We start from the raw sequence: 26,309 nt of genomic DNA on the forward strand, positions 1-26,309 counted from the left end.
CAACGTTGTCACCGTCGATCAAGCCTCCTGCCCTGGACCCAGCAACCCCAATGGTCTACCCAACGCTAGTCGGGTTACCGCGCTGGTGAAAGGAGCGGCAGGTAGCTGCGCGCGGGCTCAGCTGGCCGAAGTGGCCGACAGCGGCAGCGAATCCAGCAGCGAGCTGACCCGTCGCCCGTAGACCACACCGAGGAAATCGGCGACGGCGTCAGCGGCCAGCCGCGATCGAACGGTCGGTGTGATGTCGAAAGCATGGTGGGCGTTGCCGAGTTCGGCGTGGGCCACCGTGGCCGCGCCGGCCGCGCGCAGCGCGGCGCAGAACGCGCGAGCCTGCCCGCTGGGCACCAATTCGTCCTTCGCGCCGTGCAGCACAAAGAAGGGCGGCGCGTCGCTGTGCACGTAGGAAACCGGCGACGCCGCCATGAAACGCTCGGGCTCGTCGGCGTAGCGGGCCTTCATCACGAACTGTTCGAGGAACGGCAGCATCAGTGGGTGCATGTTCTCGAAGTCGGTGAAGTCGTAGACGCCGTAATAGGGCGCCACCGCTTGGACTGTGGTGTCGGCGTCTTCGAAGCCGGGTTGGAAGGCGGGGTCGTTCGGGGTGAGCGCCGCCAGGGAGGCCAGGTGGCCGCCCGCCGAGCCGCCAGTGATCGCGACGAAGTCGGGGTCACCGCCGTAGTCGGCGATGTTCTCCCGCACCCAGGCGATCGCCCTTTTGACGTCGATCAGGTGCGCGGGGAAGGTGGCGCGCGGGCTCTTGCTGTAATCGATCGAAACGCAGATCCAACCGAGTTGGACCATCCGGCTCATCAGCGTGTAGGCCTGCGGGCGCCTGCCGTTCAGCGTCCACGCGCCGCCCGGCACCTGGATCAGCACCGGCGCCCGGCACCCGGGGGCAAGGTCGTCGCGCCGCCAGATGTCGAGCAGGTGGTCGCGAGCGCTCGGGCCGTAGGAGATGTCGGAGGTCTGCGCGGCGTACCGGCGGTGCGGCCCGGGCGGCCCAACAGCCCGCCACGGGGCGCGCACAGCGCGCCGACGGCGGCGGGGTGACACACCTGCTCACGAAACTCGGGGCCGAAGGCCTCCTGCAGCGCCGTGGTGAGGGTCTTGTCCGCACGCTGGGCGGCCAGCGTCGTGCCGACCCGGCCGACGGACGGGTGCGAGACCCGCGACAGCGCGTGCCCGGTCACGACGTGCGGGGGAAACTCGGTGAAAAGCCAACCGGCCAGGCAGCCCAGCGCGAACGGCCCGCCGCGCAGCACCAGATTGCCGAGCTGATAGACGTCGCGGGCCTCGGCCGCCAGGCGTGCCGCCTGGGCGCCCGCCCACGCACAGGCCGAAGACTGAGTACTGGCCACGCTCATTGCCACGTCACCTCTCGACGTTATGCACACGCCTCGTCGCGGTTAACGGCCGATGGACGGCCGGTTTTGTACGTGTGTCGAGGTTCTCGACGATAACCGATAAACGTGGCGGGGGAAGGGTTTTCAGGCGCGTGGCGGCGCTGAATCGGATGACCCGTGTGCGTTGGATAGACTGACCTGCACATTGCCTCCGTAGCTCAGGTGGATAGAGCAAGGGCCTTCTAATCCCTAGGTCGCACGTTCGAGTCGTGCCGGGGGCACCGGGCTCGTGTGTGACGTCGGCTGATGCTTGACAGCTACTTCGGTTGATCCTTGACACTCCCGAGCTACGGCACTTGAGCGTGGCCGAGCGGTCCATCGGCCGCCTCAAAGCGCTGAACGGCGAGAAGTTTGCTCTGGCGCGTCCCTCGGTTCAGTCGAGCCACCGCCCACCGCGTGATTACCCGAGACGCTCCGTAGGCGGGCTCAGCGGCGCCATATCTCATCGAGATGCGATCCGCCCGATGTAGACAGCGGTGGAGCGCACTGACAGTGTGGCGTTGGTAGGGGACTCTTGCGGGAGGAAACCAGCGACATGCGCAGTGAAACCGCAATGATCTGCGGTGCGAGTATCGCTGGTCTGTTTGCGGCCAGGGTGCTGTCGGATTTCTATGACGCCGTCACTGTGGTCGAGCGTGACAAGTTGCCGGATGGCACATCCCAGCGGCGAGGGGTTTCGCAAGGGCGCCACCTGCACCAGATGCTCGGCAGAGGTGTGCCGTACATCGTCGACTTGTTTCCGGGTCTGTTGGAGGAACTCGAAGCGGCGGGTGCCATCGTCCTTGACAGCCCCGACGACCCTGCCCTGTTCCATCTGGGCGTCGGTGACATCGTCTTTTGCCAGTCGGGGCGGTTCACGCGATCCGATGGCCTGGTCGTGTTCTTGGCCAGCCGGCCCCTGCTGGAAGGGATCATTCGACGGCGAGTGCGGTCGATTAGCAATGTCACGTTCATGGATGGCCACGACGTGGCGGAGACGCTGATCGACCCAGCTGGCCAGGTCACGGGTGCGCGCGTGGTCGAGCGTGGAACCGGCCTTGAACGCGTGCTGACGACTGACCTGGTCATCGACGCGACCGGTCGCTCCGCCCGCACCCCCGCGTTCTTGGAAGCTCATGGTTATCAACGGCCTCCTGAACGCAGGTACACGATCGACCTGAGCTACTCGAGCCAATTCTTCCGCCTGCCAGCTGGGACCCTTGCCGAGCGAGCCGTGTTGGAAATTCCCACCCTCGACAGGCCGGAGGGTTTTGGGTTGTTGCCCTACGAAAACGGGACCGTCATCGTCACGGTCATCGGTTTTGCTGGCAGGAAGACACCAATCGACCTGCCTGGGTTGCTTGACTCAGTCTCAGAGTCCATGCCGAACCACGTCGCCGCGGCATTGCGCGCCGGGGAACCGATTGGCGAGGTGTCCACTCAGCGATACCCCGCCAGCGTTTGGCGGCGTTATCACAAGCTCACCCGGTTTCCACGGGGCTTACTCGTCATTGGCGACGCCGTATGCAGCTTCAATCCCGTGTACGGCCAAGGGATGACCTCAGCGGCGTTACAAGCATCGGCGCTCCAAAGATGCTTAGCCGATGGCACTGACCAGTTAAGCGGTCGATTCTTTCGCGCCTCCGCCAAGAAGTTGTCGCCGATGTGGTGGGCGAATCGGTTCTTCGACTTCACGATTGTCCCGTCAGATGGTTGGCAGTCGAAGCCAAAGAAGTTCATCAGTCTCGCCATGGGCAAGCTTTATGTGGCGGCGGCGACTGACGTAGTAATCACTGAAACGCTATTCAGGCAGATGCAACTCCTCGCGGAGCCCACGGAATTTCTTCGGCCGTCCCTGTTGCGACGGATAGTGGCTGGCAACCGACCAAAGGCAACGAACGAGTGAGCGGGTAGCGGCGCCCCTAGGTCGCACGTTCCGGCCACGCCTAGCGGCAACACTGAGCCGATCGGCGCTTCATGGCCAAGCGCGGTCCTTATTCGACAGTTTGTCAACTAGCATCTGGGGCGTGTACGCACACCGATTGGCGCGTTTGCTGGGTTTCGCGGTGGCGACGGCCTGGACGGCGCTACTGTGCCCGCCGATTTCCGCGTCCGCCGCGCCCTGTCCCGACGTCGAGGTGACGTTCGCCCGCGGCACCGCCGAGCCGCCCGGCGTCGGCGGGGTCGGACAAGCGTTCATCGACTCGCTGCGTTCCCAGATCGGGGGCCGGTCCCTCGGGGTGTATGCGGTCAACTACCCGGCCGGCGAGGATTTCGCCCCGTCGGCGTCGGCCGGCGCCGGCGATGCGCACGCTCACGTTCAGTCGATGGTGGCGAGCTGCCCCAACACCAAGCTGGTGCTCGGCGGCTATTCGCAGGGTGCGATGGTGATCGACCTGATCACCATCGCCCAGGCCTCGATCGCGGGCTTGAATCCTCAGATCCTGACGGCGGACGAGGCTGACCATGTCGCCGCGCTGGCCCTGTTCGGGAATCCGTCGGCCCGGTATCTGGGGGCACCGGTGAGTGTGGTCAGCCCGTGGTACGGCGCGAAGGCCATCGACTTGTGTGCGCCCGGCGACCCGGTGTGCACCCCGGGCGGGCCCCTGGCGCTGCCGTCCCACGACGAGATGTTCTCGGCGGCGGACCTGTCCTACCTGGGATCCGGAATGCCCGGCCAGGCCGCCACTTTCGTGGCCGGCCGGCTCTGAGGCCGCCTAACCGAGTTCCTTCATGAACTCGCGGGCCAACGGCCCGGCGGAGGCCGGGTTCTGGCCGGTGAAGAGATTGCGGTCCTTGAGCGTGTAGGGCTTCCACATCTCGCCGCGGCTGAACTCGACGCCCATCTTCACCAGTTCGTCCTCGGCGGTCCAGCGAGCCTTCTCACGCAGCCCGACCGCATCCTCTTCGTCATTGGTGTAGGCCGTGACCCGGTAACCGGCGAAGGGCGATGCACCGTTTCGCCGGGTCGCCATCAGCGCGACCGGGGCGTGGCAGACGATGGCGAGCGGCTTGCCGGACGCGAGCGCCGCGATCAGCAGCCGGCCGGAGTCGGCGTCCTGCCAGAGATCCTCCATGGGCCCGTGCCCGCCCGGGTAGTAGACGGCGTCGTAGTCCTCGAGGCGGGCGTCGGCCAATTCGATCGGCCGGCGCAACTCCTCGGCCGATCGCAGGATGTCTTCCAGCTCCCGCGCGATCTTCTCGCTACCGGCCATCGACGGCCGCAGGCTCATCACATCCACGTGCGGCACAACACCATTCGGCGTCGCCACCACCACCTCATGGCCGACGCCGGTGAGCTCACGGTAGGGCGCCGCGAACTCCTCGGCCCAGTAGCCCGTCGGGTGCCTGGTGCCGTCCTTCAGGGTCCAGTAGCTCGCGCCCGTCACCACGAACAGCACCTTCGCCATCGCTCTTCTCCTGTTTGGGTCCGCAGGGGGATGCGCTCAAGCGTCGCCCATCGGCTGCCCGCGGTCAAACGCTGCGACCGCGACTGGCCCGGCCTGGTGGTGGTGCTCGTTCGTGCTTGCCCGGCCGGATGTCCCAGGCGCGTTTGTCCTCACCGAAATGCGCGGCGCCACAATGCGTATCGGGGCTAGGACGCCGGGACATATCGCCACACCAACTCACGGTTTCCGGTCGAGGCGGGGCCGCACGACAAGGTGAGGCCGGTCGCGTCGTGTGTGGTCGCCTCCGGAACGGAACAGTGCCGGCCGGCCAACGGTCGATCGAGGGCGGCGACGCCGACACCGATGCCGATCAGCCCCGCCGTCGCCACTGAGACCAGCATCAGCCGGGCGTATCCGATTCGTTGATTGCGGGTCCGCGCGTATGCCCGATACGCCATGGCCCCGGACCGTGTTGTCCTGTACCCCGTTGTCCTCATGAGGTGCTCCTAGCGTCGATGCCGAGTGGGATGCTCTTTCGTGCTGCCACGAGCCTGCGGAGCGCGCCTTGGCGGATCCTCAACGGATCCTTGGGCGGCGACCGCCAGGGCCCACCGCCGACCGGACGGTGCCCGAGTCGCGGATGCGGCGGCCGGGACCGAAGCCGCGTGACGTCACACCAGCGACGCAGGTCACGGCCATGTTTTGAGGAACCGGCGGTAATGCATTCGGGCTGTTTTCATACTTTTTGACGAAGCCGCAAAAGTCGAAGTCACCACCAAAAGTTTGCGGTTTAATCGATCTGGGAACAGCGTGTCAAAACGAGCAGATGGCGCTTACGGGGAGATCATTACTTAGAGCGTCTTCTCTTCGAGGGGTTGGCGAAATATGGCGTCGAATGACTGGCAGCCGGTAGTCCGCGTCGGGGAGCCGAGGTTCATAGCTGGCGTTGGCAATCGAATCAAGGTCGAAGTCAAGACGAGGGGCTGGTTGAGCCGCGACTGGCGGTGTTACTTCGGAACGCAGGTCTCTCAGCAACAACTCGATGCCCGGTACTCCTCCTATCCGTGTTGGGACGAAGTCCAGCGCATCGAGGGGTCCTGCGCAGAGCATGACGCGGAGCGGTACATCGAAATGATCGATGCCGCAATCCATTACGCCAACACCAGGCTGCGCAGCGACGCGCTGCCGGGGGCCGTTCTTCAGGGCGCGCGCATCGGGCGAGCCGGATGCGCGGTGAAGGAGCGCCAGGCCGAACTCGATGAGCTGGCGAGAAAGTTAGCGAAACCCGAGCTGTAGCGGCCCGGGCGGATCTCGGCGGTTCAAGCCAGTGGGCCCGCGACGTCGGCACCCCGCCGGTTTGCCGATGTCATGCCACGCGTTTTGCCAGGTCGACCGGCGTCGTTACCCGCAGACGCCGAAAGCGACAGATAACGTTTTTATAAACACGGCATTACTTGTGGATTCCGACATCCGCCGCACGGCCGCAAAGACTGACGCGGTTGCGCTACCGGCGAGTAACTACGTGAGCCGGCCATGAATGGCGTTGGGCGATCGGGCCCGCCAATCTCGGCGGGGGCGCCGGTCTGCAATGCCCGCCATTTCCCGCTCGTTCTCGCCAGTCACGGCTCGCACCGGCCAACCCGGCTCCGGCGGCTCGAAGTAGTCTTACCTGGCCCGTGACGCTGCCGCCGATGGACCGGTGAGGTCGGGCGGATCCACAGCCGATACGCGAAGCCGGAGGTGCCCGATGGCCCAGTCCGAAGTCATCCATTACCACGTCACCAACCGCGTCGCGCTCATCACCGTCAACGATCCCGATCGCCGCAACGCGATCACGGCCGAGTCGTCCGCGCACCTGCGCCAGGCCGTCGAGCGGGCCGAAGCCGACCCCGACGTGCACGCGGTGGTGGTCACCGGGGCGGGCAAGGCGTTCTGCGCGGGCGCCGATCTCGCTGCCCTCGGCGCTGCCGGCGGCGGAGCGGCCGAGACGGGCCTGCAACAGCTTTATGACGGTTTCATGGCCGTCGGCGGTTGCCGGCTGCCCACCATCGCCGCGGTCAACGGCGCCGCGGTGGGCGCGGGGCTGAATCTGGCCCTGGCGGCCGACGTGCGCATCGCCGGACCGGCCGCCGTTTTCGACGCGCGATTCCAGAAGCTGGGGCTCCACCCCGGCGGCGGTGCGACGTGGATGCTGCAGCGCGCGGTCGGCCCGCAGGTCGCCCGGGCGGCCCTGCTGTTCGGCATGCGCTTCGACGCCGACGCCGCCGTGCGACACGGCTTGGCACTGACCGTGGCCGACGATCCGGTCGCCGCGGCGCTGGAGCTGGCCGCCGGCCCGGCGGCGGCTCCGCGGGAAGTGGTGCTGGCGACCAAGGCCACCATGCGCGCCACCGTCAGCCCGGGATCGCTGGACAACGAGCAGCACGAACTCGCGATGCGCGCCGAACTCGGGCCGCAGTCCTATTCCATCCAATCACCGGAATTCGCAGAGCGTTTGGCCGCTGCGCAACGCCGCTAGAGCCGCGAGAGCTACAGATCCAGTAGCGCGGTTTCGGGTGACTCGATCAGATCCCTGAGCTCGCAGACGAATCGGGCGGCCTGGGCGCCGTCGGCGATGCGATGGTCGAACACACACGTCAACGACATCGTCGGGCGCGCGACGATCTCTGCGCCCCGCACGACGGGCCGCGGCTTGATCGCACCCATGCCCAGGATGGCCGCTTCGGGATGGTTGATCACCGGCACCCCGTCGTCCGCGCCCAGCGCCCCGAAATTCGTCACGGTGAACGTCGAGCCCCGCAATTCCCCGGGCCCCAGGCTGCCCGCACGCGCACCGGAGATCAATTCAGCTGCGCGGCCGGCTAATTCGCGAGTGGTCTTGGTGTGGGCGTCGACGACCACCGGGACGAGCAGCCCGCGTTCGGTGGCCGTGGCGATGCCCAGGTGCACCCGGTGATCGACGCGCACCTGCGGCCCCTGCGGGGAGTCGGCCCAGGTCGAGTTCAGCATCTCGTGGTGACGCAGCGCGATGACAAGCAAACGCAGCACGAGCGCGAACGGCGTGATGGTCTCCTCCGCCGACCGGAACCGGCCGGAGAGCCGGACCAGCTCGGTGCAGTCGACCTCGACACCGACCTTGGCCGCGGGAATCTCCCTGTGCGACAGCGTCATTCTCTCCGCCATCCGGGCCTGCACACCCAGGACCGGCCGAACGTCGGCGCCGTTGCCGTTGCCGCGGGCCGCCGACAACACGTCCTCCCGGGTGATGATGGCACCGGCGCCGTGCTGCACCGAGTTGAGGTCCACCATCAACTCCTTGGCCAACTTGCGCACCGGAGGGGCGGCGAGCGGACGGGTGGTGCGCCGGCTGGTGTCGATGCCGGAGTCGGCGCCATAACCGACCAACGTGGGCGCCTCGGTTTCGACTGACGGCAGGTCACCGTCCAGCGGCGCCGTGTCGATCCGCAGCAACACCGCCCCGACGTCGATCACATCGCCTTCGGCGCCGTTGCGTTCGACGATCCGCCCGGCGTACGGGCTCGGGATCTCCACTTCGGCCTTGGCGGTCTCCACCGTGCACAGCAGCTGATTGAGTTCGACGTCGTCGCCGACCGCCACGTGCCATTGGGTCACCGTGACTTCTTCCAGTCCCTCGCCGAGGTCGGGGACCCGAAACGACTTGACCCGCTCGTCGCTCATGGCTGCGCCAACACCCGTTCGACGCAATCCAGCAGCCGGTCGGGACCGGGCAGCCACCACTTCTCCAGCCGCGCCGGCGGGTACGGGGTGTCAAACCCGCAGGCGCGCAACACCGGCGCCTCCAGCTCGTAGAACAACTCCTCCTGAATTCGGGCGGCCAGACCGGCCCCATACCCCAGGCTGCGCGGCCCCTCGTGCATCACCACGCAACGCCCGGTGCGGTGGATCGACGAGGCGACGGTGTCGAAATCCAGCGGCACCAGCGACCGCAGATCGATGACCTCCAGGCTCCAACCACGTTCCCGCTGCGCGTCTTCCGCGGTATTGACCGCCGTGCCGACCAGGCTGCCGTAGGTCACGACGGTCACGTCGGCGCCGGGGCGGCGCACCATCGCCTGGCCGATCGGCGGTTCGGGCCGGGTGACGTCGACCAGGCCGCGACCCTGATACCGGCGCTTGGGCTCCAAATACATGACCGGATCCGGACAGGTGATCGCGTGGCGCAGCAGCCAATACGCGTCGGCCGGGCTGGACGGCACCACCACTTTCAGGCCGGCGGTGTGGGCCCAGTACGACTCGGTGGAGTCCGAATGATGCTCGGCGGCACCGATTCCCCCGAATGACGGGATGCGGACCGTCACCGGCATGTTGATTTCGCCGCGGGTGCGCGTGCGGTACTTGGCCAGGTGGCTGACCACCTGATCGAATGCCGGATAGGAAAACCCGTCGAACTGGATCTCGGGTACCGGCACGAAGCCGCGCAGCGCCAGCCCCACCGCGATCCCGATGATGGCGGACTCGGCCAGTGGCGTGTCAAAGCAGCGGCTTTCGCCGAACGCCGAGGCCAGTCCCTCGGTAACCCGAAACACCCCGCCCTCGACCGAGACGTCCTCGCCGAACACCAGCACCCGGTCATCGGCGGCCATCGCGTCGTGCAGCGCGCGGTTGAGCGCCTGCACCATGGTCAACGACTGCGCGACGTCCTGCACTGCCGCGGTGAGTGTTTCGTCGTGGCCGGCCGGGCGATCAGCGAGCTGGGTCATGGACGCCTCTCAATCACTTCGGTCGAGTTCGGCCCGCAGCTGCCTGCGCTGCGCCTGTAGTCCCGGCGTGATCTCGGCGTACACCGACGTGAACACCTCGTCGATGTCGAAATCGGGTGCGTCGAACACTGCGTCGCGCAATTCGGCCCGCATCCGCTTCGCGCGGGCGGCGACCCGTTCTTCCAGTCGCTGCGACCACAGGCCCTGCCCTTGCAGGTAATTGCGGTACCGCGCGATCGGTTCCAGCGCGGCCCAGTGGTCGACTTCGTCTTGCGTGCGGTACCGACTCGGATCATCGGATGTGGTGTGCGGGGCCAGGCGGTAGGTGACCGCCTCGATCAATGTCGGGCCGCCGCCGGCGCGGGCGCGTGCGGCGGCCTCGGCGGTCACCGCATAGCAGGCCAACACGTCATTGCCGTCCACCCGGATTCCGGGCATACCGTAGCCGATTGCCTTGTGCGCCAATGACGGAGCGGCGGTCTGCTTGGATATCGGCACCGAGATCGCCCACTGGTTGTTCTGCACGAAAAACACGCAGGGCGTGGTGAACACTGCCGCGAAGTTCAGCGCCTCGTGAACATCCCCCACGCTGGTGGCACCGTCGCCGAGGAACGCCATGGTCACCGAATCCTCGCCCAGGCGTTGGGCGGCCATCGCCGCCCCCACCGCGTGCAGGGTCTGGGTGCCGATCGGAATCGACAGCGGGGCGCAGCACTTCTTGGTGAAGTCCAGGCCGCCATGCCAGGTTCCGCGCCACGCGGCCCCCACGTGCCCTGGCGGGATGCCGCGCACCAAAAATGCTCCGAGTTCCCGGTATTGGGGAAACAACCAGTCCGTCTTGCGCAGGCAGGCCGCGGCACCGACCTGGGCGGCTTCCTGCCCGTGGCAGGAGGCGAACAGCCCTAGCTCGCCTTGCCGCTTGAGGTTGACGAATTCGCCGTCCAGCTCGCGGGTGACCACCATCATCTCGTAGAGCCAGCTCAGCGTCTCCGCGGGAAGCTCACGGCTGTAGCGATCTTCGGGCGTCGGTGAGCCATCGGGCGCGACGAGCTGCACCGGCTCGAGATCGACAGTCATCGGCACCGAAGACACTTGCGCCACACCGCCTCCCTCGCCGGGGTGCCGCGTGGCCCGATGAGCCACAGCGGATCCCGGCACACGGTCAGCCGGGACCTACCGCGAGCGGAGATCAATCGCCAGTTACACGAAAGGCTTCGCTCGCCGCGACACTGACGTACTCCCCATTATGCGCTCAAATGAGAAGAGACCGGGCTGATTGCGACGACGCCGCAGCGTGTCGCGCCTCGCCGCGCGGGCCTGCCCCGGTGTCACTCGGGGACGGTCTCACCCGCCCTGCGCAATGTCATCTGCGCGTGCTTGAGCACCGGCGAGTCGACCATCTGCCCCTCGAACGCGAAGACCCCGCGCTCGGAGCGCGCCGCCGCCAGCACCCGTCGTGCCCAGTCCAGCCGCTCCTCGCTGGGGCGATACGCCGCGCGCACCACCGCGATCTGGCTCGGGTGGATGCACACCGTTCCGGCGAAGCCCAGCGCGACGGCGTCCTCGGCCTCGTCCCGCAGGCCGTCGAGGTCCCGGATGTCCAGGTGCACCGCGTCGAGCGCGACCCTGCCGAAGGTGGACGCCGTGAGCAGGGCCGTCGACCGGACGTGATGGGCGACGTCGCGGTAGCTGCCGTCGGCCTTGCGGCTGGAGCTGCCGCCGAGCGTGGCGACCAGGTCCTCGGCGCCCCACATCAGCGCGACGGTGCCCGGTGCCGCCGCGATCTCGGTGGCGAACACCGCACCGCGCGGCGTCTCCAGCAGCGCGATCACCTCGCGCGGCGCCAGTGCCGTCACCTGGGCGGCGGATTCGGTCTTGGACAGCATCACGGTGGTGTACGCGGTGCCGGCGAGGGCCTCGAGGTCGAGCGGGTATTCGGCGGTGTCGGCCGCGTTGATCCGCACCACGGTGCGCTCGGGGTCCAGCGGCGTCTCCCGCAACGCCTTGCGCGCCGCGGGCTTGTCCGCCTCGGCCACGCCGTCCTCGAGGTCGAGGATCACCACGTCGGCGGCGGCGGCGGCCTTGGCGAAGCGTTCTGGACGGTCGGCCGGGCAGAACAGCCAGCCGGGCCCAGCGGCTTGCAGGTTCACGCGGTCCCCTCCTCGCTCGGGCGCTTTTGCACCAGCGTGGTGCGCACGGCCCGCGCGACGACGTCGCCGTGCTGGTTGCGCCCCGTGTGCTCGAGGGTGACGATGCCCTCGCCGGGCCGGCTCTTCGATTCGCGCTTGCCCGTGCACACGGTCTCCGCGTACAGGGTGTCGCCGTGGAACACCGGCTTGGGGAAGGACACCTCGGAGAAGCCCAGGTTGGCCACGATGGTGCCGAGCGTCAGCTGCGACACCGACAATCCCACCACAGTGGACAGGGTGAACATGGAGTTCACCAGCCGTTCGCCGCGAAAGCCCGGCTGCTCGGCCGCCCACGCCGCGTCGAGGTGCAGCGACTGGGTGTTCATGGTCAGCGTGGTGAACAAGACGTTGTCGGCCTCGGTGACCGTCCGGCCGGGGCGGTGCAGGTAGGTGGTGCCGATCTCGTACTCCTCAAACCACAAGCCGCGCTGGACAACCGACTTGCCGCCTTGGTCGGTCACGAGAGCCCCAGCGATCGCGCGATCAGCATCAACTGCACTTCGGTGGTCCCTTCGCCGATTTCGAGGATCTTGCTGTCGCGGTAGTGCCGCGCCACCGGATATTCGTTCATGAAGCCGTAGCCCCCGTGGATCTGGGTCGCGTCGCGGGCGTTGTCCATCGCCGCCTCCGAGGCGATCATCTTCGCGATAGCCGCCTCCTTCTTGAAGGGTTTGCCCGCCAACATCTTTGCCGCCGCATCGTAGTAGGCGGTGCGCGCCACGTGGGCCCGCGCCTCCATCCGCGCGATCTTGAAGCTGATCGCCTGGTAGGCGCCGATCGGCTGGCCGAACGCCTGGCGTTCCTTGGCGTACTTGACGCTTTCGTCGACGCAGCCCTGCGCCGCTCCGGTCGCCAGCGCGGCGATCGCGATGCGGCCCTCGTCCAGGATCGACAGGAAACCCGAGTAGCCGGTGCCGCGGGCACCCAGCAGGTTCTCCTCCGGGACGCGGGCGTCGTCGAAGCTGAGCGGGTGGGTGTCCGACGCGTTCCAGCCGACCTTGCTGTACACCGGTTCGACGGTGAATCCCGGTGTGCCGCTGGGCACGATGATCGAGGAGATCTCCTTCTTGCCGTTCGCGGCGGTTCCGGTGACGGCGGTGACGGTGACCAGCGAGGTGATGTCGGTGCCGGAGTTGGTGATGAATTGCTTGCTGCCGTTGATCACCCAGTCGCCGTTGTCGAGGCGCGCGGTGGTGCGGGTCCCGCCGGCGTCCGAGCCCGCCCCGGGCTCGGTGAGCCCGAAGCCGGCGAGCGCGCGGCCGGCGGTCAGGTCCGGCAGCCACTTCTGCTTTTGCTCCTCGGTGCCGAACCGGTAGATCGGCATCGCGCCGAGGCTGGCGCCGGCCTCCAGCGTGATGGCCACCGACTGGTCGACCTTGCCGAGTTCCTCGAGCGCCAGCGACAACGCGAAGTAGTCGCCGCCCATGCCGCCGTACTCCTCGGGGAACGGCAGGCCGAACAGGCCCATCTCGCCCATCTTGGCCACGACTTCGTACGGGAAGCTGTGCTCCTCATCGTGTTTGGCCGACACCGGGGCAACCACGGTGCGCGCGAACTCCGCGACCGTGTCGCGAAGGTCCTGATACTCCTTGGGTAACGCCCCCGCGGTAATGGATGTGGTCATGATGCGTCCTTACTCGAATCGGCTGCCGCGCTGGGCTCTTCGGGCACCAGCCGGGCCAGCACCTGATCCACCGTCACCTGGTCGCCGACGGAGACCAGCACCTCCACCTGACCGGAAACCGGTGCGGCAAGCGAATGTTCCATCTTCATCGCCTCGACGACGACCACCACGTCGCCCTCGGAAACGTCGGTGCCCGAAGATGCCTGAACCGCGATCACGCTGCCGGGCATCGGGCTGACGATCTCGGCCCGCTGCGCGCCCGCGGCGCGGTGGATCTTGTTCTCCTCGGCCTCACGCAGGTGCCAGGTTCCACGCTCGTCGGCGATCCAGAGGTGCCGGTCGGCCTCGGCCCAACGGTAGTCCCGTCGCACCCCGTCCAGTGTCACGCTCATCCGCGTCGCCTCGACTTGTGCTGCGGCGGAGAGTGTTTCGCCCTCACCGACCTGCACTGTGGCCGCCTCGGGCGGCCCCCACACCGAGACCGTCTCACTGCGCAGCGGGGTGCGCATGTCGGTGCGAACCGGGGCCGGGCTACCCCCCACGCGCCAGCCCGTCGGCGCCGCCCAGGCGTTGCCCGCGAAGCGGCGAGCCCACAGCGCCAAGGCCGATTGCCGATAGAGGCCCGCCGCCGCCAGCACGTCGTCGGGGGCCGGCAGCGGGGCGTAGTCGGCCAGCCGCTCGTCCAGCAGCGCGGTGTCCAGGTCGCCGGCCTGCACCCGCTCGTCGGCGAGCAGGAACCGGAGGAATTCGATGTTGGTCACCACACCCAGGATCGCGGTTCGGCTCAACGCCCGGTCGAGCTTCGCCAGCGCCTCGGCGCGGTCGCCGCCGTGGGCGATCACCTTGCTCAGCATCGGGTCGTAGTCGCTGCCGACCAGCGTGCCCGCCAGCAGCGAGGAGTCGACCCGCACACCAGCACCGGACGGCTCGGACACCTGCAGCACCCGCCCACCCGTCGGCAGGAAGCCCCGGGCCGGATCCTCGGCATACACCCGGGCCTCGATGGCGTGCCCGCGCAGTTCGATGTCGTCCTGGGCGAATCCCAGCTTCTCCCCGGCGGCCACCCGAAGCTGCCACTCGACCAGGTCCAGCCCGGTGACGGCCTCGGTGACCGGATGCTCGACCTGCAGGCGGGTGTTCATCTCCATGAAGAAGAACTCGTCGGGCCGGTCCGCGGAGACGATGAACTCGACGGTGCCCGCGCCGACGTACTCGACGCTGCGCGCGGTGTTGCAGGCGGCCGCCCCGATGCGCGCCCGCGTCGCCTCGTCGAGCAGCGGCGACGGCGCCTCCTCGATCACCTTCTGGTGACGGCGCTGCAGGCTGCATTCGCGCTCGGCGAGGTGCACGACGTTGCCGTGCGTGTCCGCGAGCACCTGGACCTCGATGTGCCTGGGCCGCAACACGAATCGCTCCAGGAACAGGGTGTCGTCCCCGAACGACGACGCCGCCTCGCGCCGCGCGCCCACCAGCGCCTCGCGCAGCCTGCCCGGTTCCTCCACCAACCGCATGCCCTTGCCGCCACCGCCGGCCGACGGTTTGATCAGCACCGGGTATCCGACCTCGTCCGCGGCCGCGACCAGCTCGTCGTCGCTCAGCCCGGGCCTGGCGACACCGGGCACCACCGGGACGTCGAAGGCGGCCACGGCGTTCTTGGCGGTGATCTTGTCGCCCATCACCTGGATCGCCTGGGCCGGCGGCCCCAGGAACACCACCCCGGCCCGCTCGCAGGCCGCGGCGAAATCGGCGTTCTCGGAGAGGAATCCGTAGCCGGGGTGGATCGCTTGCGATCCGGTGCGCGCGGCCGCCCCGACGACCTTGTCGATGTTCAGGTAGCTCTCGCGCGCCGCCGCGGGGCCCAGCCGCACCGCTTCGTCGGCCTCGAGCACGTGCCGCGCGCTCTCGTCGGGATCGCTGTAGACGGCGACCGAGCGGATGCCCAGCCGGCGCAGGGTCCGGATCACGCGCACCGCGATCTCGCCGCGGTTGGCCACTAGTACGGTCTCGAACACTGCACTCACATCCGAAAGACGCCGTAGGAGACGGGTTCCAGCGGCGCTTGGGCGCACACCGAAAGAGCCAGCCCGACAAAGGTTCTGGTGTCGGCGGGGTCGATGATCCCGTCGTCCCACAGCCGGGCCGTGGAATAGTAGGGGTTGCCCTGACTTTCGTACTGCTCGCGAATGGGCGCCTTGAACGCCTCTTCCTCATCGGCCGACCACGGCTTGCCCGCGCCGGCGAGTTGCTCGCCGCGCACGGTGGCCAGCACCGACGCGGCCTGTTCTCCGCCCATCACCGAGATGCGGGCGTTGGGCCACATCCACAGGAAACGCGGCGAATACGCCCGGCCGCACATCGAATAGTTGCCGGCTCCATAGGATCCACCGATTACCACGGTCAGCTTGGGCACTCGCGCGCAGGCCACGGCGGTGACCATCTTGGCGCCGTGCTTGGCGATGCCGCCGGCCTCGTAGTCACGGCCGACCATGAAGCCGGCGATGTTCTGCAAGAACAGCAGCGGGATCTTGCGCTTGTCGCACAACTCGATGAAATGCGCGCCCTTCAGGGCGGATTCGCTGAAGAGCACGCCGTTGTTGGCCACGATGCCCACGGGGTGGCCGTGAATGTGGGCGAACGCGGTCACCAGCGTCTTGCCGTAGTTGGCCTTGAATTCGCTGACTTCGCCGCCGTCGACCAGTCGCACGATGACCTCGTGCACGTCGTAGGGCACCCGCGGATCCGGGGGAACGACGTCGTAGAGCTCCGTCTGGGCGCACCGGGGCGGGACCGGGGATCGCACCTCCCACGGGCTGGGCCCGCGCGGGCCGAACGTGGCCGCGATCGCGCGCACGATCCGCAGCGCGTGCTCGTCGTCCTCGGCGAGGTGGTCGGTGACGCCGGAGACCCGGGAGTGCAGGTCGCCGCCGCCGAGGTCTTCGGCCGACACGATCTCGCCGGTCGCCGCCTTGACCAGGGGCGGACCCCCCAGGAAGATGGTGCCCTGCTCGCGGACGATGACGGCCTCGTCGCTCATGGCGGGCACGTAGGCGCCGCCGGCCGTGCAGGAACCGAGCACGGCGGCCACTTGCGGAATCTCCTTGGCGCTCATGGTCGCCTGGTTGTAGAAGATGCGCCCGAAGTGCTCGCGGTCGGGGAAGACCTCGTCCTGGCGGGGCAGGAACGCACCCCCCGAGTCCACCAGGTAGATGCACGGGAGCCGATTCTGCAGCGCCACCTCTTGGGCGCGCAGATGCTTTTTGACCGTCATCGGGTAGTAGGTGCCGCCCTTGACCGTCGCGTCGTTGGCCACGATCACGCACTCGCGATCCGACACGCGGCCGATGCCGGTGATGATCCCGGCCCCGGGAGATTCGTCGCCGTACATGCCGTCCGCGGCCAGCGGGGAGAGCTCCAAAAACGGGCTGCCCGGGTCGAGGAGGCGGTCCACCCGTTCGCGGGGCAGCAGTTTGCCGCGGCTGACGTGACGTTCCCGTGCGCGCTCGTTGCCACCCAATGCGGCCGCCGCCAGCTTGGCGTTCAACTCGCCCACCAGCCGGCGGTGCTCATCGGCGAACGACGCCTCGGCCTTGGCGGGTGAGGTCACCACGTTGTCCATCGCCGCAGCAGCCTCCTTGCCGTCGTGCGGGCGCGCTTTGAGTTAATGCTCATTAACTCAAGGGCCGAGAATACCATTGCCGTCGTTAGCGGTCCAGGGAGCACCGCGGCCGGCACAAATCCCGAGTTAATCGTGAATAACTCGTGCTAGGTTGGGGCCAGTTGACCAGACGGAGGTCCGTCATGACAGCGTCCGCCTCCGAGGGCCAGGCCGGTCCCGCTGACGCCCCAAATCGCCGAAGTCAGTTGAAGTCCGACCGTCGGCTACAACTGCTGTCCGCCGCCGAGCGATTGTTCGCCGAGCGCGGGTTCCTCGCGGTGCGGCTGGAAGACATCGGGGCGGCCGCCGGGGTGAGCGGTCCGGCCATCTACCGGCATTTCCCGAACAAGGAGTCGCTGCTGGTCGAGTTGCTGGTGGGCATCAGCACCCGGCTGCTCGCCGGCGCCCGGCAGGTGCAGGCGGGCAGCCGCGACGCGGCCGCGGCCCTCGACGGGCTGATCGACTTCCATCTGGACTTCGTGTTCAACGAGCCCGACCTGATTCGCATCCAGGATCGCGACCTCGCATACCTGCCGGCGGCCGCCGAAAAGCAGGTGCGCAAATCCCAGCGGCAATACGTCGAGGTCTGGGTGGGCGTGCTGCGGGAGCTCAACCCGGAGCTGGCCGAGGCCGATGCCCGGCTGGCCGCGCACGCCGTGTTCGGGCTGCTGAACTCGACGCCGCACAGCATGAAATCCCCGGATACCTCGCGCAGCAAGACCGTCCGCGCGGCGAGGTCACGCGCCGTGATGCGGGCGATGACAGTGGCCGCGCTCGCGGCCGGAAATCAGTGCCCGTGAGCGCTGCGCCGTAAGGTGACTCAGGGGCTTAACACCGAGCCCAGGTACCCTGCAAGCCATGAGGTGGACATGAACGATTCACGTCCCACCGAGCGGTTTCCTACATCGCGGCCGGGGCCACAGCCACCGAGGTACGCGCCGCCGGCCGACCCCGCGTACGCCGACCAGATGCCCTACGCGCAGAGCTACGGCGGGGCGACGCCGCCCTGGGCGCCCACCCCGAACGACGCGAACACCACCAAGCAGCTGCCCGCGTACTGGCAGCAGGACCTGCCCCCGTCGGGCGACCTGCCGCCGGACCTGGCTCCCCCGCCGCCCAGCGGCCCGAAATCGTCACGCTGGTTGTGGCTCGGCGCCGGCGCGGCGGTGCTGCTGGTCGTCGCGCTGGTGATTGCCCTGGTGCTGGCGAACAACGCGATCAAGACCCAGACCGCCGTCCCGCCGCTGCCGGCGATGCCGGAGACGAGCCCGGAAACGACGACGACGTCGCCGCACCGGTCGCCGTCGCTCATCCCGGCCCCGATTCCGCCGACCAGCGGCCCCGAGCTGCCGCCCGAGACGACCGGGCCGGCCGCGATGCAGGACGTCGTCTACACCGTCTCAGGCGAGGGCCGCGCGATCAGCATCATGTACATCGATACCGGCGGCCTCATCCAGACCGAATTCAACGTCGCGCTGCCGTGGAGCAAGGAGGTCAGCCTGTCGAAATCGGCTAACCACCCGGCCAACGTCACCGTCGTCAACATCGGCCACAGCGTCACCTGCACGCTCACCGTCGACGGGGTTCAGGTCAGCAAGCGCGTCGGCGGCGGCCTGACGATCTGCGACGCCCGCGGCTAGCAAGGCGCCACCGCAGCCGGCTAGGACGGCTCGGCCGCGGGTTCGGCCACCGGGCCGCCGCGCACCGGAACCCGGACGGCCAGCATCGCCAGCAGCCCGGCGATCAGCACCAGCGAAATGCCGCCCAGGCCGGCCCGCACGGCGCCGAAGACGTCGACGAACACCGAGAACAGCCACGGCGCCACGAAGGCCACCGCCCGCCCGGTCATGGTGTAGAGGCCGAACGCCACGCCTTCCCGGCCGTGCTTGGCCATGTGCAGCAGCAGGGCCCGCGACGACGACTGCGACGGCCCGATGAACATGCACAGCAGCAGCCCGCACACCCAGAAGGCCACCGGCCCGGACAGCGCCATCAGGGTCAGTCCCAGGACGACGATCGCGGACAGTGACGCCACGATGACGGGCTTCGATCCGACGCGGTGGTCGACGAACCCACCGAGCACCGCGCCCACCGCGGCGACCACGCTGGCCGCCACCCCGAAGATCAGGACGTCGGCCTGCGAGATGCCGTACACGTTGACGCCGAGCACCGCACCGAACGCGAAGATCGCCGCCAGCCCGTCCCGGAAGAGCGCGCTGGCGAACAGGAAGTACACCAGGTTGCGGTCGCGCCGCCATTCCGCGGCGACCTCGGTCCACAGCTTGCGATACCCGCCCAGCATGCTCGTCGGCTGATACCCCTCCGACGACTCGGTCAGCCGGTGCGCGACGAAGAGCAGGGGCAGCGCCAGCACCGCGAACCAGATCGCCGCCACCACCATCGCCTCGCGGACATACAGCCCGTCCCGCAAGGGAACTCGCAGCAGGCCACGTGTCGCGTCGGACCCCTTGCCGGATCCGGAGATGAAGCCGGTGTAGATCACCAGCAGGAGCAGGACGCTCCCGACATATCCCGCCGCCCAGCCGAATCCGGATATCCGCCCGGCCGTCTGCGGGGTCGAGAGCTGACGCAGCATGGCGTTGTACGGGACGCTGGCCAGGTCACCGCAGGCCGCCGTGGCCCGAGCAGCACCAGACCGGCCCAGAGGTAGCCGGGGCGGTCGTGGATGAAGAACATCAGGCAGGTCAGCGTCACCGCCGCGGCGGTCAGCACGCTCAGCGCCACCCGCCTGCGGTGCGGGGACTCCACCCACACGCCGACGGCGGGCGCGAGCACGGCGACGGTCAGCCCGGCAATGGCCGCCGCGCGGCCCAACCAGCTCGCCGGCGTGGTGGCGCCGGATATTCCCACCCCGACGCTGCTTGTCAGGTAGACGGCGAAGACGAAGGTCGCCACGATGGCGTTCAGGCCGGTCGAGCCGCAGTCCCAGAGCGCCCACGCCACCACCCGCGATCGCGCGGGCGTGGCAGAACGCGACTCCGGCTGGCTCATCCCCGGCAACTCTATAGGCGCCCGCGATCGCCTGCGGGCCGCGTTTCGCCCGCTGTCTACGATTGGCGCATGCCGCTACCCGCCCCAAGCCCCGAGGCGCGCGCCGTTGTGACCGGAGCTTCGCAGAACATCGGTGAAGCGCTGGCCACCGAACTCGCCGCACGCGGGCACCACCTGATCGTCACCGCGCGCCGCGAGGACCTGCTCAAGGACCTGGCCGCCCGCCTGACCGGACAGTACGGCGTCATCGTCGACGTGCGCCCCGCCGACCTGGCCGACCCGGGCGAACGCGCGAAGCTGTGCGACGAGCTCGCCGCCCGCCCGATCTCGATCCTGTGCGCCAACGCGGGCACCGCAACCTTCGGTCCGGTCGCCACTCTCGACCCGGCCGGCGAAAAGGCCCAGCTGCAGCTGAATGTCCTTGGAGTGCACGACCTTACGTTGGCGGTGCTGCCGGGAATGGTCGAGCGTCGGTCCGGCGGGATATTGATTTCGGGTTCGGCGGCGGGCAATTCGCCGATCCCCTACAACGCCACCTACGCGGCCACCAAGGCGTTCGCGAACACCTTCAGCGAATCGTTGCGCGGCGAGCTGCGCGGGTCCGGTGTCAACGTGACGCTGCTGGCGCCGGGCCCGGTGCGCACCGACCTGCCCGACGACACCGAGGCCTCGATCGTGGAGCGGCTGGTGCCGGACTTCCTGTGGATCTCGACCGAGCACACCGCGCGGGTGTCGCTGGATGCGTTGGCGCGCAACAAGATGCGCGTCGTCCCGGGCCTGACATCGAAGGCCATGTCGGTCGCCAGTGGCTACGGCCCGCGCGCCATCGTGGCGCCCATCGTCGGCGCGTTCTACAAGAAGCTGGGCGGCGGGTAGGCGCTACTTGCGGCGCCGCCCGGACCCGAAGATGCTTTTGACCGCTTCGCGTATCGCGGTGTTGATGCCGCTTTTCACGGTCGGGTTCTGCAGCACTTCCTCCCACATGGAGGGCCCCTTCGGCCCCTTCGGCTCCGCCGGCTCCGGCATCGGCGGCACCGGCTCGTTCGGCGGGACGGGCGGGTAGCCGGCCTGGGTCTGCGGCGGCTGCGGCGCGGGTTGGGCCTGCGGCGCCGGGGCGGCCTGGGGCTGCGCGGGCTGGGTAGCCGTCTGGCCATACTTCGCCTGCAGCGGACTCTTTTTCGCCGCGGCCTCGATGTCCCCGGTGCCGATCGACGCCATCAGCGAGCGCGGCACCCGCATCCGGGTCCAGGCGACCGGCGTCGGTGCGCCCTTCTCGGACAACACGGTGACCACCGCCTCGCCGATTCCCAGCGACGTCAACGCCGACTCCAGGTCGTACACATCGGTTTTCGGGTAAGTGCGGACGGTCCTGCTGAGCGCCTTCTGGTCGTCGGGCGTGAACGCCCGCAGCGCGTGCTGAACGCGGGCACCCAACTGGGAGAGGATGTCGTTGGGAATGTCGGTGGGCAGCTGGGTACAGAAGAACACCCCGACACCCTTCGACCGGATCAGCTTGACGGTCTGTTCGACCTGTTCGAGGAAGGCCTTGGACGCGTCGGCGAACAGCAGGTGCGCCTCGTCGAAGAAGAACACCAGCTTGGGCCTGTCCACGTCGCCGACCTCGGGAAGTTGCGTGTACAGGTCGGCGAGTAACCACATCAGGAAGGTGGAGAAGATAACGGGGCGCACCGACTGACCGGTGAACTCCAGCAGCGAGATGATGCCCTGGCCCTGGTCGTTGGTGCGCAGCAGGTCGTTCGGGTCGAGCTTGGGTTCGCCGAAGAAGGTGTCGCCGCCCTCGGCGTCGAGGTTCACCAGCGCCCGCAGGATCACGCCCGCCGTCGTCGCCGACACACCGCCCAGGGATTTCAGGGCTTCCTTGCCCTCATCGCTGGTCAGGTAACCGATGGCACTGCGCAGATGGTCCGTGGTGACCAGCGGACGGTTCTGGTCCTTGGCCCAATGGAAGATCAACCCCAACGTCGACTCTTGAGTTGCGTTGAGCCCCAGCACTTTTGACAACAGCACAGGGCCGAAGCTCTCGACGGTCGCACGGATCGGCACACCGATTCCCTTGGTGCCCAACGACAAGAACTCGACCGGAAATCCCGTCGGCGCCCAGTCGTCGCCGGTGTCCTTGGCCCGCGCGGCAGTCTTGTCGTTGCCTTCGCCGGGCCGGGACAGCCCGGACAGGTCGCCCTTCACGTCGGCCATCAGCACCGGCACGCCCGCGGCGCTGAGCTGTTCGGCGATCAGTTGCAGCGTCTTGGTCTTGCCGGTTCCGGTGGCCCCCGCCACCAGGCCATGCCTGTTGATGGTGGCCAACGGGATACGGATCTGCGCCGTCGGATCCGCCGCGCCGTCGATGACGACCGTTCCCAATTCCAATGCCTGGCCGTCGACGGCGTAGCCGTCGGCGATCCGCGTCGCGGCCGTCGCCGCTGAATCGGTGCTCATCGTGCTGCGCCCCTCTTCCGATGATTTCGGCATGCAGTTCGACAACGCTCACCCTACTTCTCCAGCTCATCCGGGGCGAGGTCCGGCGCGGGGACCGGTGGCGACCCGCCGCGCCCGGCTCCGCCGCGCTTGCGATCGCCACTGGTTCAATGGTGGCGACCCGCCGCGCCCGGCTCCGCCGCGCTTGCGATCGCCACTAGTCTGAGCGCTGTGCGAGACGAATTGGTGTGGATCGACTGCGAGATGACCGGGCTTGATCTGGGTTCGGACAAGCTGATTGAGATCGCGGCGCTGGTGACCGACGCCGATTTGAACGTTCTCGGCGAGGGGGTCGACGTGGTGATCCACGCCGACGACGCCGCGCTCGCGGCGATGGGTGACGTGGTCGCCGAGATGCACTCGCGCTCCGGGCTGACCGACGAGGTGCGTGCTTCCACCGTCGATGTGGCGACCGCTGAGGCCATGGTCCTGGACTACATCGGCGAACACGTCAAGCAGCCCAAGACGGCGCCGCTGGCCGGCAACTCGATTGCCACCGACCGCGCCTTCCTCGTGCGCGACATGCCCGCCCTGGATTCTTTCCTGCACTACCGCATGATCGATGTGAGCTCGATCAAAGAGCTGTGCCGGCGCTGGTACCCGCGGATTTACTTCGGTCAGCCCGTCAAGGGGCTGGCCCACCGGGCCCTGGCCGACATCCACGAGTCCATCCGCGAGCTGCAGTTCTACCGGCGAACCGCGTTCATCGCGCCGCCGGGCCCGTCTACCAGCGAAATCGAGGCGGTGGTCGCGGATCTGGACGGCGGAAACGCCGCACCGAAACCAAGCGATTCGGCCCCCGAGCCGCCGACCGGTTAGTATCGACGTCGCTGCGCGTTCACCCCGCCCAGGGATCGAATGGCGGCCATGGTGGCTGTAGTTCAGCTGGTAGAGCACCAGGTTGTGATCCTGGATGTCGCGGGTTCGAGCCCCGTCAGCCACCCCACCGGTCAGGGAGCGTCGCAGCTCCCTGACCTTTTATGGTGCTACCGCCGCCGCGCAGCGCCGACGCACCCGTGAGTGGAAAGTAGTGAACAGACAACGTCCCGTCCCGTCCCGTCACCGGCGCATGCGCCCGGGCGCGGCGGCTGTCGCGGGCTTCGCGCTGTTCCTCGCGGGCTTCGCGCTGTTCCTCGCGGGCTGCGGCGGGTCGAGTCACACCGCGACGACCGTCACGTCGACGCTCCCGGCCGAGACCAAAACGGTGACGAAGACCGTCGCCCCGCCGCCCCCGCCGGGCCCCAAGACCTCGATCGAGAACAACGGCACCTACATCGTCAATAAGGACATCGCCGCGGGCACCTATCGCACCGATGGCGGCAGGAACGCGTGCTACTGGGCCAGGCTGCGCAGTTTCAACACCAACGACGTCATCGACAACAACGTCGGAGACGGCCAGCAGGTGGTCCAGATCTTGCCGACCGACGCCGCGTTCATGACGCGCAGTTGCGGGAAGTGGCAGAAGATCGACTGACCGCCGTCAGGTGTTGGCGTTGCCCGCTTTCCACTGCGCCCACGGGATGTTCCAGTCGCCGAGCCCCTCGATGCCCGGCAGCGTCGGCCCCACCGTGTGCACCACCTCGACGATGTCGCCGCTCTTGCTGTGGTCGTAGAACCACTCGGCGTTGCTCGGGCTCACGTTGAGGCACCCGTGGCTGGTGTTGGTGTGTCCCTGGGCGCCCACCGACCACGGCGCGGAGTGCACGAAGACGCCGCTGTAGGACATCTGGGTGGCCCAGTCGACTTCGGTGCGATATCCGTTGGGCGAGTTGACCGGAACGCCATAGGTCGAGGAATCCATGATGATGTGCTTGAACCGCGCCCCAATGATGTAGACGCCGTTGGCCGTTGGGGTGCTGTCCTTGCCCATCGACGTCGGCATGGTCTTGACCACATCACCGTTGACCCGCACGGTCACCGTCTTCGTGGTGTCGTCGGCCGTCGAGATCACCTCGTCACCGATGGTGAAATGCGTCTTGACGTTGTCCTCGCCGAACATCCCGTCGCCCAGGTCCACCCCGTAGGTGTTGACCGCCACGTCGATGGTGGTACCGGACTTCCAGAAATGCTCGGGGCGCCAGCGCACTTCGCGATTGTTGAGCCAATAGAACGCGCCCTCGACCGGAGGGTTGGTGGTGATGTTGATGGCCTTCTGGGCGGCCGCGCGGTTCGCGATGTTCTCGTCGAACCGGATCGCCACCGGCTCACCGATGCCCACCACGTCGCCGTCGGCCGGGCTGATGTAGGGCATGGTCAGGTGCGCAGGCGAACTGGTCTCGAACGTCATCTGCTTGCTGGCCGCGCCGCCCAGGCCGGTCGCCTTCGCGCTCAGCGTGTAGCGCCTGTTGTAGCCGAGTTGCTCCGTGGTCGACCAGCGCAGCCCGTCGGGACTGAGCTGGCCACTGATCGACCTACCGTTCTCGTTGACCATGGTGACCGACGCGAGCACGCCGCCGGCGACGGTCACCGTGACCGGCGCATCCACGGTCACCCCGACGGCGCCGTCGGTCACCGAGGCGGTGAGCTTGGGGACCAGCAGGTCGGCCAGCGGGGTGCCCTTGTCGAAGATGACCTTCGCCGGTGCGGCCGCGTGGTTGCCATTGCAGGCGGCACCGAACATAGCAATCGGAACCATCGCGGCTGCCAGCCACGATCGGCATCTCCGCAAATGCGCCATCCAGTGACCTTCCGTATGAATCTTCAGTTGGTCACCGCTGACCAGCGAGGTAGCTGCAGGCATTCTAATGGCTTTTGCCGACACGCCCACGCGCTTGCGAGGCGGGGCTGCCGATCGGTGTCACCACCGCAATGAATTCGTCATTCAGGCCGGCGACGGGCCCCACCCGGGGCGGATCAGGCCGGCGAGCCGACCTCGTCGCGCAGCTGTGCCTCGACGCTGTCGCGGGTGCTGACGGCCTCGACGCGCGCGAGTTTGACGATGGCCGCCGTCATCACCAGCGCGGCCGCCACCAGGGCGATCATCCCGGCGCGACCCGTGTTCAGCGTCTCGCCGAGCACCACGACGCCGAGCACCGCGGCGACCACGGGCTGCGACATCTGCAGGGTCGGCATCGAGGCGGTCAGCGGACCCGCCCGAAACGCAGCCTGGCTCCACGCGACGCCCCCCACCGCGACCAGAATGCACGCGTACAGCTCCGGGGTCCGGGTCAGCGCGCCGGCGCCGTCGCCCAGCCGGGCGACCACCTGCTTGGCGAGCACCGCGAAGACGCCCCACAGCGCACCCGACGCGAAGGCGAACAGCGCCGCGGCCACCGCGCCGCCCCGGATCCGGCCGGCGACCACGCAGCCGACCAGCAGCGGCCCGAGAACGGCGGCCACGGCGGCCCAGGTGCGCAGGGAGGCGCCCGCATGACCGGCCTCCGGGTTGCCGACGACCACGACGACGATCACCGCGGCCGTCAACAACGCGGCCCACACCCATTCGCCGCCGGCCACCCTGCGGTGCGAAAACCAGGCGTTGATGGGCAGCGCGAACAGCACCGAGGACATCAGCAGCGCCTGCACCATCAGCACCGAACCCTGACCCAGCGCCGCGGCCTGCAGCGCGATGCTCGCCACCAAAAGCAGTGCGCCCCACCACCACCGCCGATTGCGCAGCAGGCCGGCGAACAATTCAACGGGGCCCACCGATCGGTCAGCGATGCAGTGCGCCGCACGCTGCTGCAGGACGTCGCCGCTCGCCACGCACAGCGCGGAGCTCAACGCCAGCAGTGCGGCGACATTCGCGTGAGCCATCAGGGTTTCTCCATCGATATCCGGCTGAGTAAGCCTATGGGTATGAAAGTTGTTGTGCTACAGC

The 26,309-nt window shown here is 68.1% G+C and carries 22 protein-coding genes, 2 tRNA genes and 2 pseudogenes; 11 read left to right on the forward strand and 15 right to left on the reverse strand.

Features of this window, described 5'->3' with window-relative positions; all coding sequences use genetic code 11:
* Positions 1 to 117: 117 nt before the first annotated feature.
* Positions 118 to 1,364, reverse strand: a pseudogene (gene lipQ, locus B9D87_RS11385) (esterase LipQ).
* 186 nt (positions 1,365 to 1,550) lie between these two features.
* Between lipQ and B9D87_RS11390 the strand changes: the two are divergent.
* The 3 genes from B9D87_RS11390 (at position 1,551) to B9D87_RS11400 (ending at position 4,093) form a co-directional block, all read left to right on the forward strand.
* Positions 1,551 to 1,624 (forward strand) — tRNA-Arg (locus B9D87_RS11390).
* Positions 1,625 to 1,938: 314 nt separating this feature from the next.
* Complete coding sequence (locus B9D87_RS11395) at positions 1,939 to 3,288, forward strand: FAD-dependent oxidoreductase (RefSeq protein ID WP_007774108.1); 1,350 nt, start codon at positions 1,939 to 1,941, stop codon at positions 3,286 to 3,288.
* A gap of 121 nt (positions 3,289 to 3,409) precedes the next feature.
* Positions 3,410 to 4,093: a cutinase family protein gene (locus tag B9D87_RS11400; protein WP_007774107.1), complete on the forward strand. Its 684-nt coding sequence runs from the start codon at positions 3,410 to 3,412 to the stop codon at positions 4,091 to 4,093.
* A gap of 6 nt (positions 4,094 to 4,099) precedes the next feature.
* On the opposite strand, the gene B9D87_RS11405 is transcribed toward B9D87_RS11400, so the two are convergent.
* Positions 4,100 to 4,792, reverse strand: a complete 693-nt coding sequence (locus B9D87_RS11405) for a type 1 glutamine amidotransferase domain-containing protein (protein WP_007774106.1) — start codon at positions 4,790 to 4,792, stop codon at positions 4,100 to 4,102.
* 185 nt (positions 4,793 to 4,977) lie between these two features.
* Positions 4,978 to 5,172 carry a hypothetical protein gene (locus tag B9D87_RS11410; RefSeq protein WP_148664698.1) on the reverse strand — a complete coding sequence of 65 codons (195 nt, stop codon included), beginning with the start codon at positions 5,170 to 5,172 and terminating at the stop codon, positions 4,978 to 4,980.
* A gap of 484 nt (positions 5,173 to 5,656) precedes the next feature.
* On the opposite strand from B9D87_RS11410, the gene B9D87_RS11415 reads away from it, so the two are divergent.
* Together B9D87_RS11415 and B9D87_RS11420 are read left to right on the forward strand one after the other, a co-directional pair.
* Positions 5,657 to 6,067: a hypothetical protein gene (locus B9D87_RS11415; protein ID WP_007774103.1), complete on the forward strand. Its 411-nt coding sequence runs from the start codon at positions 5,657 to 5,659 to the stop codon at positions 6,065 to 6,067.
* A 451-nt stretch (positions 6,068 to 6,518) separates the two neighbouring features.
* Positions 6,519 to 7,289: an enoyl-CoA hydratase gene (locus tag B9D87_RS11420; RefSeq protein WP_007774101.1), complete on the forward strand. Its 771-nt coding sequence runs from the start codon at positions 6,519 to 6,521 to the stop codon at positions 7,287 to 7,289.
* Positions 7,290 to 7,300: 11 nt separating this feature from the next.
* On the opposite strand, the gene B9D87_RS11425 is transcribed toward B9D87_RS11420, so the two are convergent.
* From B9D87_RS11425 to B9D87_RS11460, 8 genes are all read right to left on the reverse strand, one after another.
* The gene (locus B9D87_RS11425) at positions 7,301 to 8,470 is read right to left on the reverse strand and encodes a dihydrolipoamide acetyltransferase family protein (protein ID WP_007774095.1); all 1,170 of its coding nucleotides are present in this window, start codon (positions 8,468 to 8,470) and stop codon (positions 7,301 to 7,303) included.
* A complete protein-coding gene (gene bkdB / locus B9D87_RS11430) occupies positions 8,467 to 9,513 on the reverse strand; it encodes a 3-methyl-2-oxobutanoate dehydrogenase subunit beta (RefSeq protein ID WP_007774094.1) in 1,047 nt (348 codons plus the stop codon). Before bkdB ends, B9D87_RS11425 begins: the two co-directional genes overlap by 4 nt.
* Before the next feature lie 9 nt (positions 9,514 to 9,522).
* On the reverse strand, positions 9,523 to 10,590 hold the full coding sequence (pdhA, locus tag B9D87_RS11435; RefSeq protein WP_085977861.1) for a pyruvate dehydrogenase (acetyl-transferring) E1 component subunit alpha: 1,068 nt from the start codon (positions 10,588 to 10,590) through the stop codon (positions 9,523 to 9,525).
* Positions 10,591 to 10,841: 251 nt separating this feature from the next.
* Entirely contained in the window at positions 10,842 to 11,663 is an 822-nt protein-coding gene (locus tag B9D87_RS11440; RefSeq protein ID WP_007774090.1) for an HpcH/HpaI aldolase/citrate lyase family protein, read from the reverse strand.
* The gene (locus B9D87_RS11445; protein ID WP_415623596.1) at positions 11,660 to 12,178 is read right to left on the reverse strand and encodes a MaoC family dehydratase; all 519 of its coding nucleotides are present in this window, start codon (positions 12,176 to 12,178) and stop codon (positions 11,660 to 11,662) included. The genes B9D87_RS11440 and B9D87_RS11445 overlap by 4 nt, the downstream gene beginning before the upstream one ends.
* On the reverse strand, positions 12,160 to 13,326 hold the full coding sequence (locus tag B9D87_RS11450; protein ID WP_007774088.1) for an acyl-CoA dehydrogenase family protein: 1,167 nt from the start codon (positions 13,324 to 13,326) through the stop codon (positions 12,160 to 12,162). Before B9D87_RS11450 ends, B9D87_RS11445 begins: the two co-directional genes overlap by 19 nt.
* Complete coding sequence (locus B9D87_RS11455) at positions 13,323 to 15,338, reverse strand: acetyl-CoA carboxylase biotin carboxylase subunit (protein ID WP_007774087.1); 2,016 nt, start codon at positions 15,336 to 15,338, stop codon at positions 13,323 to 13,325. The genes B9D87_RS11450 and B9D87_RS11455 overlap by 4 nt, the downstream gene beginning before the upstream one ends.
* Positions 15,339 to 15,343: 5 nt before the next feature.
* Positions 15,344 to 16,930, reverse strand: coding sequence for a carboxyl transferase domain-containing protein (locus B9D87_RS11460; RefSeq protein ID WP_040631266.1), 1,587 nt, complete (start codon positions 16,928 to 16,930; stop codon positions 15,344 to 15,346).
* Positions 16,931 to 17,124: 194 nt separating this feature from the next.
* Here B9D87_RS11460 and B9D87_RS11465 point away from each other — a divergent pair, with 194 nt between their 5' ends.
* Together B9D87_RS11465 and B9D87_RS11470 are read left to right on the forward strand one after the other, a co-directional pair.
* Positions 17,125 to 17,781 carry an SACE_7040 family transcriptional regulator gene (locus tag B9D87_RS11465; protein WP_007774085.1) on the forward strand — a complete coding sequence of 219 codons (657 nt, stop codon included), beginning with the start codon at positions 17,125 to 17,127 and terminating at the stop codon, positions 17,779 to 17,781.
* 63 nt (positions 17,782 to 17,844) lie between these two features.
* The gene (locus tag B9D87_RS11470; protein ID WP_040631215.1) at positions 17,845 to 18,621 is read left to right on the forward strand and encodes an MmpS family transport accessory protein; all 777 of its coding nucleotides are present in this window, start codon (positions 17,845 to 17,847) and stop codon (positions 18,619 to 18,621) included.
* A 20-nt stretch (positions 18,622 to 18,641) separates the two neighbouring features.
* Here the strand turns inward: B9D87_RS11470 and B9D87_RS11475 are convergent.
* Positions 18,642 to 19,993: pseudogene (locus tag B9D87_RS11475) on the reverse strand (MFS transporter).
* A 69-nt stretch (positions 19,994 to 20,062) separates the two neighbouring features.
* Here B9D87_RS11475 and cmrA point away from each other — a divergent pair.
* Complete coding sequence (gene cmrA, locus B9D87_RS11480) at positions 20,063 to 20,869, forward strand: mycolate reductase (RefSeq protein WP_007774081.1); 807 nt, start codon at positions 20,063 to 20,065, stop codon at positions 20,867 to 20,869.
* A 3-nt stretch (positions 20,870 to 20,872) separates the two neighbouring features.
* Here cmrA and B9D87_RS11485 read toward each other — a convergent pair whose 3' ends face one another.
* Complete coding sequence (locus tag B9D87_RS11485; protein ID WP_007774080.1) at positions 20,873 to 22,450, reverse strand: helicase HerA-like domain-containing protein; 1,578 nt, start codon at positions 22,448 to 22,450, stop codon at positions 20,873 to 20,875.
* Between the two features lie 210 nt (positions 22,451 to 22,660).
* Here B9D87_RS11485 and orn point away from each other — a divergent pair, with 210 nt between their 5' ends.
* The 3 genes from orn (at position 22,661) to B9D87_RS11505 (ending at position 23,963) form a co-directional block, all read left to right on the forward strand.
* On the forward strand, positions 22,661 to 23,308 hold the full coding sequence (gene orn / locus B9D87_RS11495) for an oligoribonuclease (protein ID WP_007774078.1): 648 nt from the start codon (positions 22,661 to 22,663) through the stop codon (positions 23,306 to 23,308).
* Between the two features lie 51 nt (positions 23,309 to 23,359).
* Positions 23,360 to 23,435, forward strand: a tRNA-His gene (locus tag B9D87_RS11500).
* A 123-nt stretch (positions 23,436 to 23,558) separates the two neighbouring features.
* Positions 23,559 to 23,963 (forward strand): Rv1352/Rv1906c domain-containing protein, encoded by a 405-nt coding sequence (locus B9D87_RS11505; RefSeq protein WP_007774076.1) that lies wholly within the window; start codon positions 23,559 to 23,561, stop codon positions 23,961 to 23,963.
* A gap of 6 nt (positions 23,964 to 23,969) precedes the next feature.
* On the opposite strand, the gene B9D87_RS11510 is transcribed toward B9D87_RS11505, so the two are convergent.
* Both B9D87_RS11510 and B9D87_RS11515 read right to left on the reverse strand, forming a co-directional pair.
* Entirely contained in the window at positions 23,970 to 25,166 is a 1,197-nt protein-coding gene (locus B9D87_RS11510; protein ID WP_052002557.1) for a L,D-transpeptidase, read from the reverse strand.
* Positions 25,167 to 25,342: 176 nt separating this feature from the next.
* Complete coding sequence (locus B9D87_RS11515; RefSeq protein ID WP_007774071.1) at positions 25,343 to 26,245, reverse strand: DMT family transporter; 903 nt, start codon at positions 26,243 to 26,245, stop codon at positions 25,343 to 25,345.
* Between the last annotated feature and the right edge of the window lie 64 nt (positions 26,246 to 26,309).

Origin of the sequence: Mycobacterium colombiense CECT 3035, assembly GCF_002105755.1 — a bacterium.
In the GTDB taxonomy this organism is placed as follows: domain Bacteria; phylum Actinomycetota; class Actinomycetes; order Mycobacteriales; family Mycobacteriaceae; genus Mycobacterium; species Mycobacterium colombiense.

Bases quoted from the DNA above. Each gene is read 5' to 3' on its own strand.
- B9D87_RS11395 (WP_007774108.1), top strand. From the start codon at position 1,939: ATGCGCAGTGAAACCGCAATGATCTGCGGTGCGAGTATCGCTGGTCTG.
- cmrA (WP_007774081.1), top strand. From the start codon at position 20,063: ATGCCGCTACCCGCCCCAAGCCCCGAGGCGCGCGCCGTTGTGACCGGA.
- B9D87_RS11485 (WP_007774080.1), bottom strand. From the start codon at position 22,450: ATGAGCACCGATTCAGCGGCGACGGCCGCGACGCGGATCGCCGACGGC.
- B9D87_RS11450 (WP_007774088.1), bottom strand. From the start codon at position 13,326: ATGACCACATCCATTACCGCGGGGGCGTTACCCAAGGAGTATCAGGAC.
- B9D87_RS11420 (WP_007774101.1), top strand. From the start codon at position 6,519: ATGGCCCAGTCCGAAGTCATCCATTACCACGTCACCAACCGCGTCGCG.
- pdhA (WP_085977861.1), bottom strand. From the start codon at position 10,590: ATGACTGTCGATCTCGAGCCGGTGCAGCTCGTCGCGCCCGATGGCTCA.
- B9D87_RS11425 (WP_007774095.1), bottom strand. From the start codon at position 8,470: ATGAGCGACGAGCGGGTCAAGTCGTTTCGGGTCCCCGACCTCGGCGAG.
- B9D87_RS11505 (WP_007774076.1), top strand. From the start codon at position 23,559: ATGCGCCCGGGCGCGGCGGCTGTCGCGGGCTTCGCGCTGTTCCTCGCG.
- bkdB (WP_007774094.1), bottom strand. From the start codon at position 9,513: ATGACCCAGCTCGCTGATCGCCCGGCCGGCCACGACGAAACACTCACC.
- B9D87_RS11410 (WP_148664698.1), bottom strand. From the start codon at position 5,172: ATGCTGGTCTCAGTGGCGACGGCGGGGCTGATCGGCATCGGTGTCGGC.
- B9D87_RS11510 (WP_052002557.1), bottom strand. From the start codon at position 25,166: ATGGCGCATTTGCGGAGATGCCGATCGTGGCTGGCAGCCGCGATGGTT.
- B9D87_RS11405 (WP_007774106.1), bottom strand. From the start codon at position 4,792: ATGGCGAAGGTGCTGTTCGTGGTGACGGGCGCGAGCTACTGGACCCTG.
- B9D87_RS11515 (WP_007774071.1), bottom strand. From the start codon at position 26,245: ATGGCTCACGCGAATGTCGCCGCACTGCTGGCGTTGAGCTCCGCGCTG.
- B9D87_RS11415 (WP_007774103.1), top strand. From the start codon at position 5,657: ATGGCGTCGAATGACTGGCAGCCGGTAGTCCGCGTCGGGGAGCCGAGG.
- B9D87_RS11465 (WP_007774085.1), top strand. From the start codon at position 17,125: ATGACAGCGTCCGCCTCCGAGGGCCAGGCCGGTCCCGCTGACGCCCCA.